The organism is Neobacillus drentensis, from assembly GCF_036965425.1.
In the GTDB taxonomy this organism is placed as follows: domain Bacteria; phylum Bacillota; class Bacilli; order Bacillales; family Cytobacillaceae; genus Neobacillus; species Neobacillus drentensis_F.
In genome coordinates this window covers 24,762-37,228 of sequence record NZ_JBALPP010000056.1, presented here as the reverse complement: position 1 = coordinate 37,228, position 12,467 = coordinate 24,762, and the positions used below count along the sequence as shown (strand labels likewise).

Genomic DNA, 12,467 nt, shown 5'->3' with positions numbered 1-12,467 from the left:
ATTAAAATTAGGATTGAGGTAGGGACGCAGCATGAAGCCTTATATTTACATTACTAGGAAGTTGCCAGAGGCAGTTATTGAAGTCATGAAACAAAAATATGAAGTAAAAATGTGGGAACATGAGGATATTTCCGTTCCGAAAGAAGTCCTATACGCAGAGGCTGAGAAAGCAGATGCTCTCTTGACGATGGTATCTGACCAAATCGATGAACAAATTTTAACCGCCGGGAACCGGTTAAAGGTTGTCGCTAATTTGGCTGTAGGCTTTGACAATATTGATGTCAAAAAAGCAAGCATTAAAGGAGTTGCAATTTGCAATACTCCTGATGTTTTAACCGACACCACGGCTGATTTAACCTTTGGTTTGCTGATGGCAGCCGCTCGCCGGATCGTCGAGGCAGCCGAATATGTGAAGGAAGGAAAATGGAAAAGCTGGAGCCCGCTGCTTCTGGCTGGCCAAGATATTCATCATAAAACAATCGGTATTGTTGGAATGGGGAAAATTGGCGAAACAGTTGCCAAAAGGGCAACAGGCTTTGATATGAACATCCTTTATCATAACCGGACCAGAAAGCCTGATATGGAACAGCGGATAGGTGCCAAGTATGTATCTTTTGAAGAGCTTGTCGAAAAATCCGACTTCATCGTCTGTCTAACACCGCTAACGCAAGAAACCAGAAACTTGTTCACGCGTGAAGTATTTAGAGGAATGAAACAATCGGCTATTTTTATTAATGCTTCAAGAGGCCCTGTAATCGACGAACAGGCCTTATATGACGCCTTAACAACAGGGGAAATTGCCGGAGCTGGATTAGATGTTTTTGAAAAAGAACCAATCAATCGGGACCATCCATTATTATCGCTTCCTAATGTAGTCGCACTTCCGCATATCGGCAGTTCAAGTGTTGAAACCCGAACCGCCATGATGAAGCTTTGTATAGAAAATATCATGGCAGTTTTAGAAGGAAAAGTACCAAAAACCCTCGTGAATAAAGACTGGAAACCCATTGTAAAAGCATAAAAAATTAGGCTGTGTTAAAGAGCATTGTTGATTTTTTGCCTCTGTTGATTGGAGTGGAGGGCGCGAGACTCCTGCGGGATATAGAGGTCACTGGAGACCCCGCAGGCGCCAAAGCGCCGAGGAGGCTTCAGGACCTCCCCGCGAACCGCTCGCGCCTGGAACGGAAATCAACAGGCAAGTTTAACACAGCCAAAATAAAAAAGCGATTGCTGTCAAAGGCAATCGCTTTTGTCGTCTTTAATTAAAATACTTGCTCTACTTCGACAACGCCTGGCACTTCTTCTAAAAGAGCTCTTTCAATGCCGGCTTTTAATGTGATGGTTGAGCTTGGGCAAGATCCGCAAGCACCAAGCAAGCGAAGCTTAACAATACCATCCTCTACATCAACTAATTCACAATCCCCGCCATCGCGAAGAAGAAATGGGCGTAATTTATCTAATACTTCCTGAACTTGTTCAAACATTTCTTGTTCTGCCATATTAATCGTCTCCTTTCCTATCTATATTATAATGTCAATGGCCTTAAAAATCCATTCTCAGAAAATAGGATAACACACATTTACAGATATTTTCTTCGTTTTTATCATTTAATTATTGTAAAATAAAAGAAAAAAGAGGGGAATGGTTTTATGTTATTTACCGAAGTAGAAATTGTTCTGTACGGAGCTGAACAATTATGCCCAAGCTGTGTCAATCTGCCGTCGTCAAAAGAAACATTCGAATGGCTGGAAGCGGCCATTACAAGAAAGTTCCCGGAGCAGCCCTTTAAAATGACATATGTGGATATCCTGCTGCCTCCAGAAGAAGACCCTGAAAAATATCATTTTGCGAAACGGGTTATTGATGAAGATATGTTTTATCCAGTAGTGGTGATAAAAGAAAAAGTAGTTGGCGAAGGCAATCCACGCCTCAAGACCATTTTTTCAGAGCTTGAAAAGTACGGATATAAAGCGATATAAAAAAGAAGCATTCCAATTCTCAAAACGGAATGCTTCTTTTTTTATCAGCCGTTATGCCATTTATACATCCACAGAAGGCCCGATTTCAACAGGCGTGCCACACGTCCCGTAATTGCACGCTCAGCCATCATTCCAAACCCTTGTTTCTTACCAAGGGAACCAAGGACACCCTTTAATTTAATAACTGGCATCGTTTCAGGCAATGGTTCGCCGCTCCAGCGTTTCTTAAGTACTTCGACAATTTGTTCAGCCTGACCCTCAGCTAATTGGGCGCTTGGAGCATGCGGGGAACTAGCACAGTCACCAACAATGAAAATATGTTCATCATTAGGAAGATGATGATGAGGTGTTACCTCAAGCCTTCCTAATCGGTCCTTTTCCCCTTCCATCTCCCGGACAATTTTATTCGCTTGGATCCCTGCTGTCCAAACAATCACGTCACATTTGATTGCTTGATCATGATTGAATAGTGTATTTTCTTCCACTTTTGTTATATTTGAGTTGTTAATAATTTCGACATTGTGCTTCACAAACCAGTTTTCAACATATTTGCTTAATCGCTCTGGGAAAGAAGAAAGAATATACTTTCCGCGATCAAATAATTTTATCTGAATATCTTCACGGCTTTCGCTCAATTCGCTTGCCAGCTCTACACCACTAAGACCTGCACCAACAATCCCAACAACAGAACCTGGAGCTAAATTGTTTAATGCGGAATAGGTGCGGCGGGATTTTTCAATGCTTTGAATGCTGTAAGTATATTCATCAGCACCAGGAACCCCATGATATTTGTCTTCACAGCCAAGGCCGACGATTAAGTCATCATATTCAATAGGATCATCACCATTTAATAAGACCTTCTTTTCTTTTTGGTCAATCCCGATGACATCCCCATATTTGATGTTGAGTTGTGAATGCTCTGGAAAGGCGACCCGGATTTCTTTATCCGAAATCGTTCCCGCTGCAAGAGCATAGTATTCTGTTTTTAAACAATGATACGGTACGCGGTCAATAAGCGTAATCGTAACGTCTTCTGGCAGATGATTTGGAAGCAATTCGTTTAAAACTTTCATGCCGCCGTAGCCGCCGCCAAGTATAACAAGGTTTTTCATTTTGGATTTCCCCTTTTTTAAACCAATATCTAATGTCTTTATTTTGCTCAGATGGGACCCATTTAAGAATCAAAAACGAATGGGAATTAATTGATATATTCTAGAATAATTTCTGTTCTTTTACCACATATGAGTATATCTAAAATATGTCGAAATAACAACACTTATCCCACTTTTCTTGACACTATAGCTACAGTCGTGATAATTGACGGAACATGCTAAAAATAGTAGGATAGGTACGTAATGGAGAGGTGAAAAGAATGATTCAACCGATCATAGAATTCTGTATCAGCAATCTGGCGAATGGTGCGCAGAAAGCACTTGAAAAATTAGAAAAAGATCCAAATTTGGATATTATTGAATATGGATGTCTTGGATATTGCGGTAAATGTGCCTCCACATTATATGCTCTAGTTAACGGAGAGGTAGTGACAGGAAAAACACCTGATGAACTTGTGGACAATATCTATCAATATTTAGAGGAAAATCCGATGTTTTAAAATATACTATATTAAAACTTAAAAAAAGGAGGAGAAATTATGAGCAATGATATTGTAATCTTAACGGAAGCGGCGGCTCTTCACATTAAAGAAATGATGAAGCACAATGAAGAAGAAGGAGCCTTCTTACGAGTAAGTGTAAAAGGTGGAGGATGCAGCGGCTTATCTTATGGAATGGGCTTCGAACACGAGCTAAATCCTGCTGACAAGCAATTTGATCAGTATGGAATTAAAGTAGTCGTAGATCAGGAAAGTGCATCAATTCTACAAGGCACGAAAATTGATTATAAAGAGTCCATGATGGGCGGCGGCTTTACGATCGACAACCCGAACGCTATTGCTTCCTGCGGATGCGGTTCTTCTTTCCGAACAGCGACTGCAGCAGGTACACCTGAAGAATGTTAAATACAAAGGCGCCCAATTTGGGCGCCTTTATTGTATAAAGTATTAATTTTAAACTTTGAGAATTGTCCAGCTCCAGCACCCAGCGGCTAGTGTACTTCGCCCTTTTCCCTACGATAAGTCAAAGTGCTCCAGTCCATACGCCGCTAAACGGGCGCTTCCGCTTTTCTTATTACTTATCAAACATTGAAGAACTATGAAGCGGCTGTACTTTTGCTTTAGGATCGATAAATGATTTCGCATTATTTACGGCAGTTGGCGCTTCACCAAAACCACAGGCGATAAGTTTTACTTTGCCATCATAGGTGCAAATATCACCGGCTGCATAGATTCCTGGAATATTTGTTTCCATTTTGGAATTGACGGCAATCGAGTTCTTAACAATTTCGAGACCCCATTCTTTAATAGGTCCAAGTGAGGATACAAATCCATAATTACAAACGACAGCATCCACATCAATCGTTTCTTTTCCTTCACCATTAGCATCTTGAAGAACAACTTGTTTAATCCCGTCTTCATCGCCAATTAGTTCTGCAGGAATATACGGAGTTTTTACATCTACTTTTGAATTAAATAAATTTTCCACACTATGCTCATGTGCGCGGAACTTATCACGACGGTGAATAATCGTTACTTTCTCGGCAATTGGCTCCAGCATTAAAGCCCAGTCCACTGCTGAATCTCCGCCGCCAAATACAACTACTTTTTGGCCGGCAAATTGGTTTAAGTCCTCTATAAAATAATAGAGGTTTTTCTTTTCATACTGGACTGCACTTTCAAGCTCTAAGCGGCGAGGTTGGAAGGCTCCGTTTCCAGCTGTAATAATAACGGTTTTAGAAAAGTGAACCTCTTTATTAGTGGTTAATTTAAAAGTTCCGTCTTCTTGCTTTTCCAATTTTTCAACAGATTGCTCAAGAGCAACTGAAGGTTCAAATTTCGCCATTTGTTCCTTCAAATTATTAATTAATTCTTGTGCACGGACCTTTGGAAAACCAGCAACGTCATAAATATATTTTTCCGGATAAAGGGCAGATAATTGGCCGCCTAGCTGAGGTAAGCTTTCAATGATTTTTACTGAAGCTTGTCTCATTCCTCCGTAGAAAGCTGTAAAAAGACCGACAGGGCCTCCGCCGATAATAGTAATGTCAAAAACCTTTTGATTTTCTTGCACGCCGTATCCCCCTAACTAGTAGTAACAACTCCATTCCCTATAATATCATAAATTAATAAAATCCTCACTTCTTTATGGCAATATTCAGACTGGAATAACTATTTAAATAAATTGAATTAGGTTATAAAAAAGTAAAATTTTTAATATTCTTTTGGTAAATAAATTAAAAAATTCGCTTGAAAATCCGAGGAAAGTAGCATAAGATGTAATGTGGATATATTGTTAATTATTTGTGACAAAGTAGGTACAATTTTATGACCGGTTTGAAAATCCGATTGCGTGAATGGTGAAATCGGGTGTATTTAAAATTGGCTATTTTTCTTTATCCTCATTCGTGAAGTATATCACATACATTTTTCTGCTTAGAAAAATAAAATTAGCTAAAGCAGTGGAAGATAAGAATAAGCGAATTTATTCAAAAAATTTACTTAAAAGGTGGAAGTGATCACTTTGAGAAAGCCTAAAATCGTTATTCTCGGTGCTGGATACGGCGGACTGATGACAACTGTTCGCTTACAAAAGCTTGTCGGTATTAATGAAGCCGATATCGTATTAGTAAATAAAAATGATTACCATTATGAAACAACATGGCTTCATGAAGCGTCTGCAGGTACACTTCATCATGACAAAGTACGTTATGATATCCGTGATGTTATTGACCGAAGCAAGGTTGACTTTATTCAGGATACAGTGGTTGAAATTAAGAAAGATGAAAAGATAGTCGTATTAGAAAAAGGCGAAGTCCATTATGACTACCTTGTTATTTCTCTTGGCGGCGAACCTGAGACTTTTGGAATTAAAGGATTAAAAGAGTATGCTTTTGGGATTACCAATATAAATTCTTCACGCCAGCTTCGTGAGCATATCGAGTATCAATTTGCTACCTACAATATGGAGGAAGAAAAAAATGATAACCGCCTATCCATTGTTGTTGGTGGTGCTGGCTTTACGGGAATTGAATTTTTAGGAGAATTAACAAATCGAATTCCTGAATTATGCCACGAATATGATGTTGATTATAATAAAGTAAAAATAATCTGTGTTGAAGCGGCTCCAACTGTATTACCTGGATTTGATCCGGAATTAGTTAATTATGCTGTATCTCAATTAGAACGAAAAGGTGTAGAGTTTTTAATTGGAACGGCTATTAAAGAAGCTACTCCTGACGGTATTACCGTAGCGAAAGGTGAAGAAGAGCCTCGTGAGATTAAAGCGGGTACTGTTGTTTGGGCAGCGGGGGTTCGAGGGAATTCTATCATCGAGAAATCTGGTTTTGAAGCTATGAGAGGCCGTGTAAAGGTAACTCCAGAATTACGAGTACCTGGTTTTGATGATGTATTCATTATTGGCGACAGTTCTCTTGTCATCAATGAAGAAATTAATCGCCCATATCCGCCCACTGCCCAAATTGCAATGCAGCAAGGTGATCTTGTGGCACGCAACTTGGCTGCACTTGTCCGGAACAAGACAGAGCTTGAAACCTTTACATTTGATAATAAAGGTACCGTTTGCTCACTTGGTGAAGATGATGCTATCGGTGTTGTGTTTGGCAAGAAAATCACTGGTGCAAAAGCTTCCTTCATGAAAAAGGTAGTCGATAACCGCTCCCTATATATGATTGGCGGCGCTGGTCTTGTATTGAAAAAAGGAAAGTTTAATGTATTTTAATAAGTAAAAAAGGACAGTGACCCTGTCCTTTTTTGTTATGATTATTTAGGGGTGCTACAATGAGCAATCGTGAAAAACGCGGCAAGGTGTGGTTAGCTGTTTCGGGGTTAGTGATCTCTAAGGAAGGCCAATGGCTTGTGGTGAAGAAGAGATACGGCGGCTTGAAAGGCCAATGGTCCTTGCCAGCAGGTTTTGTTGAGATAGGTGAAACGGCAGATGAAGCCGTTATAAGAGAGGTTAAAGAAGAGACAGGAATTGACAGTACCGTTAAAGGTCTTATTGGGCTAAGAACCGGAGTAATTAAAGAAGAAATAAGCGACAATATGATCGTCTTTTTAATGGAGCCAACAAGCGAAGAAAAGATAGTCCATCAGGAAAATGAACTTTATGAAGCAAGATTTATGGCACCAGAAGAGTTGTTAAAAGAAAAAGATGCGTCTATAATTCTTCACCAGATTATTAAGCAAAAGGAATCTTGTATAAAACCTGGTATTGATGGGTTGAACCCAGGAGATCAGTTTGGCTATACGGCCTACAAATTATTTTTGTAATTTTTTGAAAATTTAAGTAACACTTAGAAAATGAAAGAAAACTTTATATGTATCCGTTTTCTTTTGAGAATTTGCAAGAATTTCGCTCTTTCCTTTTTCGCCAATCCTTGTTATATTATCAGAAAATTAAGTTAATATACAAGGGGGATGAAAAGGATGACAGTTCAGAGCTTGGATACTAAAAATTGTGATTATTGCTCAGGGTACGGCTATTTTCAACTAGTGCTTGGTGGTTCTGAAACTTGTTCCTGCTGTGGCGGCACAGGCAAGAAGGAAGAGGAATAAGGGGAGTTACGTTTTATAATTGAAAAGAATTGGTTGGATACTGCTTCTTCGAACATTTCGAAGGGCTATTTTTTTTGTGTTCATATTGACTCCACTTTGGACGTTAGGTACACTTAGTGTTGATGCGTAAAGGGGGAATCTCGGATGCAAATGAGCATCGTTGTTTTAGTTATTTCGATATTGCTATTTTTTGTCTTGTTTTTTGGTATTGGATTTATCCTAAATATGCTTTTAAGAATGTCATGGGTTATGGCGATAATATATCCTATTGTGGCCATTTTAATCGTAGATAAAGTAAGATTTATTGAATATTTTACAAATAGTAAGTCAGCCTTTATGGAATTAGGACATAAATTCAGCTCGCTGGCCACTGCTGATATTCTAATTTTATTAAGTGGTTTAGCAGGAGCTATTGCTGCTGGATTTACAATCAAACTATTACGAAAAAATGGATACCAAATGTTCTAAAACCTTTTGCGTAATCGCAAAGGGTTTTTTTGCTTTTTTTAACTCTTTGATTGGAGCGAAGTGCCTGGAGCGCAAGTCCACAACAGAGTTATATAATGGCATGCCTTTTTAAAACTTTTCACTCCTTTTTTGAATAATTCCCTTCAGCTTGGGAATGAATATTTTTGGAGGAGTGAAAATTTTAATGGATATATTTAAAAATTGGATCAAGCGTGCAGCCATGACAACTCTTTTCATTATGGCCTTATTAGCGACGTTCCAATCTATTTCTGGTGTTAATGCTCATGCTTTAATTTCACAATTTGCTTCCGTTATTTCATCAAGCGAAAATGTTTCAGGGACCGCCTCTCCAACGTTAGAGGATGCCTTTGATTGGTCAAAGTATCCAAAGCAAACTGTTACAGCTACCGGCTACACCGCAGGTTTTGAATCGACTGGAAAAAGACAAGGACACCCTGAGTATGGGATCACCTATTCAGGTGTTAAAGTGAAACGTGATTTATTTTCTACTGTAGCAGCAGACCTGAACGTTTTTCCGATTGGTACAATTCTTTTTATTCCCGGGTATGGATATGGGGTCGTAGCTGATAAGGGTGGCGCAATAAAAGGAAATGAATTAGATCTTTATTATGAAACGGTTGAGGATGTTTATAATAAATGGGGCAAAAAAAAGGTAGAGGTCTATGTTGTTCAAAAAGGCAATGGAAAACTGACAGAACAACAATTACAGGCATGGAACGAAGATAAAACGCTGCAGGTATTCCGCCAGCGGTATATTAGCTCAGAAAAAAGGTAAAGCAGGCATCGTGCCTGTTTTTTTATTTGGGGTTCGGTATAATAAATGGTGAATAACACGGAGGTGAATTGAATGTTTCAAGTTACATCAAAATTGGCTTTAACTGCTGAACATGAAGGTCTGGTCATTGGACTTTTTGAGAAACCAGAAAAATTCTCAGGTGCTTTAGCGAAATTGGATGAAAAATTCGATGGACAGCTAACTGAGTTGGTTAAATCAGGTGATATTTCAGCAAAATTAAAAAGTAACAGCAAACTACATACCTTTAGTAAAATCGGTTCAAAACGAATTTGGTTTGTCGGTCTTGGAAAGGAAAAGGATTTGACATTCGATAAACTAAAAGAAGCATTTGGTAAGTTATTTAAAGATCTGAAGGCAAGTAAATTAGAAGAGGCCGCTGTTTATTTGGATTCTTTCCTCACGGATGAACTGGATGGATTAGAAGCTGCCCATGCTTTAAGCGAAGCTTTTTCACTGGCAACGTATCAATTCAAGGATTATAAGCAAAAATCGAATGAACCTGAGAAAAAACTGAAGAGCCTGACTGTTTACTGTGAGGGCTTTGAGAGAGAAGAAATTCAAGCGTCGTTATCGGTCGGCTTTGCTTTCGGAAATGGAACAAACTCGGCTAGGACGCTTGTTAATATTCCTGGAAATTTGCTTACAGCAACCGATATGGCTAATTATGCAGAAGAGCTTGCTGATAAGTATGATTTTGAGATAGAAATTTTAGATAAAGCAGAAATTGAAAAGCTTGGGATGGGAGCATTCCTTGCTGTAAACCAAGGGTCAACAGAGCCTCCTAAGATGATTGTGTTGAAGTATCAAGGGAAAGATGAATGGAAAGACGTAATCGGCTTAGTAGGAAAAGGAATTACCTTTGATACGGGCGGTTATTCGATTAAAACAAAAGCCGGCATTGTAGGGATGAAAACAGACATGGGTGGAGCGGCTGCTGTGCTTGGAGCAATGGAAATCATTGGTGAAACCCGTCCAGAACAAAATGTTGTGGCCGTTATCCCTTCGACTGATAATATGATTAGCGGTCAGGCCTTTAAGCCGGACGATGTGATTACCTCAATGTGTGGGAAAACGATTGAGGTATTGAATACGGATGCAGAAGGCCGTTTGGTGTTAGCAGACGCGGTGACGTATGCGAAGCATCATGGAGCAGAATATTTAGTCGATGTTGCAACATTAACAGGCGGGGTCATTACAGCACTTGGATTACATACAACCGGCGCGATGACCAATCATGAATCATTATATGAACAAGTGCTAGAAGCATCAGCAGAAGCCGGTGAGCAAATGTGGTTACTGCCTTTGTTTGAAAGCGAGAAGGAACGAGTCAAAAATAGCAAAGTAGCTGATTTAAATAATTCCCCAGGCAGTGAGGGACATGCGCTTGTTGCTGGTGCCTTTATCGGCGAATTTGCTGAAGGTACTCCTTGGGTGCATTTAGATATTGCCGGAACGGCTACTACTGCTAAAGGCAATGATCTTGGTCCTGCAGGTGCAACCGGAGTCATGACGCGTACTCTTGCCTTATTTGTAGAACGGTTTGAACCAATTGAAAAATAAACCTTTAAACCCACGGAAACTTCCGTGGGTTTTCTAATATTAATTAGGAATAATTTCATGTGACTTTGAGAAATGTCCAGCTCCAGCGCCCAGCGGCCATCCCACTCCTCCCTACGATAAGTCAACATCGGATCGCTGACGCTCTCCGTGTTTCCTTTATCTCAGTCGGAGCGGGCCCCTGGCCATACGTCGCTAAACGGGCGCTTCCGCTTTTCTGACTGCCCACTCATTAGCCTTCCTTCTCGCATATGAAATAGTGTAGGCAAGTATAGCGAAAAAGGAGGTATGGTATTTAATGTACCCATATCGAAGTCCCTACCCGGTACAAGATCAACGATTTTTCGGCTTTGGGTTACCCTTGGCGATAGGCGGGCTTAGTTTTTTAGGTGGTTTAATTGGAGGCGGACTTGGTGCATCGTTTGCTGCACGTCCATTTTACGGCGGTTTTGGTTACCCTGGCTTAGGCTACCCAGGATCAGGATTTGGTTTTGCACCAGGACTTGGTTTTGGAGCTCCAGGGCTTGGCCTTGGCTATCCTGGTATAGGCGGCCCTGGATTCGGTTATTATTAATCGAGGAAAAAACAGCTCTAGGGCTGTTTTTCCTTTAATTTAAAGAAGGAAATTCATGAAAAAAAGAGAATAGGATTAATTATAACGGCTTTCTTTGCATTACATAGTAATGAAAATGAGGAGGATTATGATGATTAAAGATACATTAATTGAAGCCTTAGGAATCGAAGTCACACATATTGAAGAAGGAAAAATCATCGCAACGATGCCGGTTGATGAGCGGACTCGCCAGCCTTTTGGCATCCTGCATGGCGGTGCATCTGTGGCATTGGCAGAAACAGTTGCGAGTATCGGTGCTTATGAGTTAGTCAATAAAGAAGAGGAAGCAGTAGCCGGTCTTGAAATCAATGCGAATCATGTTCGCTCTATTCGGGAAGGAGTAGTCACAGCGGTGGGCACAGTCCTGCACAAAGGCAAAACGACACAGGTCTGGGATATTAAAATTACCGACGATCAGGGACGCCTAATTTGCGTTTCAAGATGTACCATGGCGGTTATAAAAATCAGAAAATGAGAATGGGATTTTTACCCACTCTCTTTTTTATTGAAATATTTAAAAAATTTAAGGAAAATCATGTTATAATTGAAAATAAAATAGAACAATAGCACAGTTTTTTGTACATGTTTCTTTATATAATGGTAGTAAGCTTATTCATAAGAAAAGGGGGTGAAGAATATGAGAGCAAAGCGGCAATACCTATTTATTGATTTTGAATTTACCATGCCTGAACGTAATGGACGGATGAAAGATTTTTTCGCAGAAATTATTGAGGTTGGAATTGTATCCGTTATTGACGATCAGATCGCCGAACAGTTTTCTTCCTTTGTTACTCCTCTAAAGTTCCCAAAACTATCAGAACGCTGTAAATCCTTTTTACATATTTCACAGCAGCAGGTTGACACGGGGCTATCTTTTTATGATTTTATCCGAAAGCTGGAGGAATTCAATAAAAGTAATCTGGAAACCACAATTGTTACTTGGGGAAATATGGATATGAAGGTACTTCGTCATAACTGTTTGGAGGCTGGTGCAGCTTTTCCATTTCACGCTTCAGAATTAGATCTGTCAATGGAATATAAACGATTCTTCGGAGATCAAAATCAAACAGGACTATGGAAGGCTGTTCAAGAATATGGCAAGGAAGGGACAGGCAGGCACCACCGGGCACTTGATGATGCCTTGACTACCTATAATATATTCAAGCTAGTTGAAAAGGATAAACGATATCTAGAAAAACCAAAGCCAACCACCATCGGTGACCGGGTTGATTTTTCAAAGTTATTAAATGAATTTGCATAAAAGGCCAAATCACTCAACCTGATTTGGCCTTTAGTGTTTTAATCATGCATGTTGATTTTCGCTCCAGGCGCTTCGCTTTCCGC

Annotated in this window: 16 protein-coding genes; 13 read left to right on the top strand and 3 right to left on the bottom strand. The window is 39.8% G+C overall.

The features are described 5' to 3' along the window. Positions 1-31 precede the first annotated feature (31 nt). The gene (locus tag V7161_RS16055; RefSeq protein WP_335713984.1) at positions 32-1,021 is read left to right on the top strand and encodes a 2-hydroxyacid dehydrogenase; all 990 of its coding nucleotides are present in this window, start codon (positions 32-34) and stop codon (positions 1,019-1,021) included. Between the two features lie 241 nt (positions 1,022-1,262). Here the strand turns inward: V7161_RS16055 and V7161_RS16050 are convergent, their stop codons facing one another. Beyond that, positions 1,263-1,499: a NifU family protein gene (locus V7161_RS16050; RefSeq protein WP_223591894.1), complete on the bottom strand. Its 237-nt coding sequence runs from the start codon at positions 1,497-1,499 to the stop codon at positions 1,263-1,265. 150 nt (positions 1,500-1,649) lie between these two features. On the opposite strand from V7161_RS16050, the gene V7161_RS16045 reads away from it, so the two are divergent. Beyond that, positions 1,650-1,979, top strand: a complete 330-nt coding sequence (locus V7161_RS16045) for a YuzD family protein (RefSeq protein WP_335713983.1) — start codon at positions 1,650-1,652, stop codon at positions 1,977-1,979. Between the two features lie 44 nt (positions 1,980-2,023). On the opposite strand, the gene V7161_RS16040 is transcribed toward V7161_RS16045, so the two are convergent. Beyond that, a complete protein-coding gene (locus V7161_RS16040) occupies positions 2,024-3,091 on the bottom strand; it encodes an NAD(P)/FAD-dependent oxidoreductase (RefSeq protein WP_335713982.1) in 1,068 nt (355 codons plus the stop codon). A 260-nt stretch (positions 3,092-3,351) separates the two neighbouring features. Here V7161_RS16040 and V7161_RS16035 point away from each other — a divergent pair, with 260 nt between their 5' ends. Next, entirely contained in the window at positions 3,352-3,591 is a 240-nt protein-coding gene (locus V7161_RS16035; RefSeq protein ID WP_223591891.1) for a YuzB family protein, read from the top strand. 39 nt (positions 3,592-3,630) lie between these two features. Beyond that, positions 3,631-3,996, top strand: a complete 366-nt coding sequence (locus tag V7161_RS16030) for a HesB/IscA family protein (protein WP_335713981.1) — start codon at positions 3,631-3,633, stop codon at positions 3,994-3,996. Between the two features lie 169 nt (positions 3,997-4,165). On the opposite strand, the gene V7161_RS16025 is transcribed toward V7161_RS16030, so the two are convergent. Beyond that, positions 4,166-5,164: an NAD(P)/FAD-dependent oxidoreductase gene (locus V7161_RS16025; RefSeq protein WP_335713980.1), complete on the bottom strand. Its 999-nt coding sequence runs from the start codon at positions 5,162-5,164 to the stop codon at positions 4,166-4,168. Positions 5,165-5,614: 450 nt separating this feature from the next. On the opposite strand from V7161_RS16025, the gene V7161_RS16020 reads away from it, so the two are divergent. From V7161_RS16020 to kapD, 9 genes are all read left to right on the top strand, one after another. After that, positions 5,615-6,832, top strand: coding sequence for an NAD(P)/FAD-dependent oxidoreductase (locus V7161_RS16020; RefSeq protein ID WP_335713979.1), 1,218 nt, complete (start codon positions 5,615-5,617; stop codon positions 6,830-6,832). A gap of 59 nt (positions 6,833-6,891) precedes the next feature. After that, on the top strand, positions 6,892-7,383 hold the full coding sequence (locus V7161_RS16015) for an NUDIX hydrolase (protein WP_335713978.1): 492 nt from the start codon (positions 6,892-6,894) through the stop codon (positions 7,381-7,383). 156 nt (positions 7,384-7,539) lie between these two features. Beyond that, on the top strand, positions 7,540-7,668 hold the full coding sequence (locus tag V7161_RS16010; RefSeq protein WP_335713977.1) for a YuiA family protein: 129 nt from the start codon (positions 7,540-7,542) through the stop codon (positions 7,666-7,668). Positions 7,669-7,812: 144 nt separating this feature from the next. After that, complete coding sequence (locus tag V7161_RS16005; protein WP_335713976.1) at positions 7,813-8,136, top strand: YuiB family protein; 324 nt, start codon at positions 7,813-7,815, stop codon at positions 8,134-8,136. 184 nt (positions 8,137-8,320) lie between these two features. After that, positions 8,321-8,932, top strand: a complete 612-nt coding sequence (locus V7161_RS16000) for a 3D domain-containing protein (protein ID WP_263297792.1) — start codon at positions 8,321-8,323, stop codon at positions 8,930-8,932. 72 nt (positions 8,933-9,004) lie between these two features. After that, complete coding sequence (locus tag V7161_RS15995) at positions 9,005-10,513, top strand: leucyl aminopeptidase (protein ID WP_335713975.1); 1,509 nt, start codon at positions 9,005-9,007, stop codon at positions 10,511-10,513. A gap of 295 nt (positions 10,514-10,808) precedes the next feature. Continuing rightward, positions 10,809-11,084, top strand: coding sequence for a hypothetical protein (locus V7161_RS15990; protein WP_335713974.1), 276 nt, complete (start codon positions 10,809-10,811; stop codon positions 11,082-11,084). A gap of 127 nt (positions 11,085-11,211) precedes the next feature. After that, positions 11,212-11,598, top strand: a complete 387-nt coding sequence (locus V7161_RS15985; RefSeq protein WP_335713973.1) for a hotdog fold thioesterase — start codon at positions 11,212-11,214, stop codon at positions 11,596-11,598. A gap of 162 nt (positions 11,599-11,760) precedes the next feature. Next, the gene (gene kapD / locus V7161_RS15980) at positions 11,761-12,384 is read left to right on the top strand and encodes a 3'-5' exonuclease KapD (protein ID WP_223591881.1); all 624 of its coding nucleotides are present in this window, start codon (positions 11,761-11,763) and stop codon (positions 12,382-12,384) included. Positions 12,385-12,467 lie beyond the last annotated feature (83 nt).

What these genes read in the sequence shown, in the direction of transcription:
- V7161_RS16055 (WP_335713984.1), top strand. Translation starts at nt 32, where the DNA reads ATGAAGCCTTATATTTACATTACTAGGAAGTTGCCAGAGGCAGTTATT.
- V7161_RS16050 (WP_223591894.1), bottom strand. Translation starts at nt 1,499, where the DNA reads ATGGCAGAACAAGAAATGTTTGAACAAGTTCAGGAAGTATTAGATAAA.
- V7161_RS16045 (WP_335713983.1), top strand. Translation starts at nt 1,650, where the DNA reads ATGTTATTTACCGAAGTAGAAATTGTTCTGTACGGAGCTGAACAATTA.
- V7161_RS16040 (WP_335713982.1), bottom strand. Translation starts at nt 3,091, where the DNA reads ATGAAAAACCTTGTTATACTTGGCGGCGGCTACGGCGGCATGAAAGTT.
- V7161_RS16035 (WP_223591891.1), top strand. Translation starts at nt 3,352, where the DNA reads ATGATTCAACCGATCATAGAATTCTGTATCAGCAATCTGGCGAATGGT.
- V7161_RS16030 (WP_335713981.1), top strand. Translation starts at nt 3,631, where the DNA reads ATGAGCAATGATATTGTAATCTTAACGGAAGCGGCGGCTCTTCACATT.
- V7161_RS16015 (WP_335713978.1), top strand. Translation starts at nt 6,892, where the DNA reads ATGAGCAATCGTGAAAAACGCGGCAAGGTGTGGTTAGCTGTTTCGGGG.
- V7161_RS16010 (WP_335713977.1), top strand. Translation starts at nt 7,540, where the DNA reads ATGACAGTTCAGAGCTTGGATACTAAAAATTGTGATTATTGCTCAGGG.
- V7161_RS16005 (WP_335713976.1), top strand. Translation starts at nt 7,813, where the DNA reads ATGCAAATGAGCATCGTTGTTTTAGTTATTTCGATATTGCTATTTTTT.
- V7161_RS16000 (WP_263297792.1), top strand. Translation starts at nt 8,321, where the DNA reads ATGGATATATTTAAAAATTGGATCAAGCGTGCAGCCATGACAACTCTT.
- V7161_RS15995 (WP_335713975.1), top strand. Translation starts at nt 9,005, where the DNA reads ATGTTTCAAGTTACATCAAAATTGGCTTTAACTGCTGAACATGAAGGT.
- V7161_RS15990 (WP_335713974.1), top strand. Translation starts at nt 10,809, where the DNA reads ATGTACCCATATCGAAGTCCCTACCCGGTACAAGATCAACGATTTTTC.
- V7161_RS15985 (WP_335713973.1), top strand. Translation starts at nt 11,212, where the DNA reads ATGATGATTAAAGATACATTAATTGAAGCCTTAGGAATCGAAGTCACA.
- kapD (WP_223591881.1), top strand. Translation starts at nt 11,761, where the DNA reads ATGAGAGCAAAGCGGCAATACCTATTTATTGATTTTGAATTTACCATG.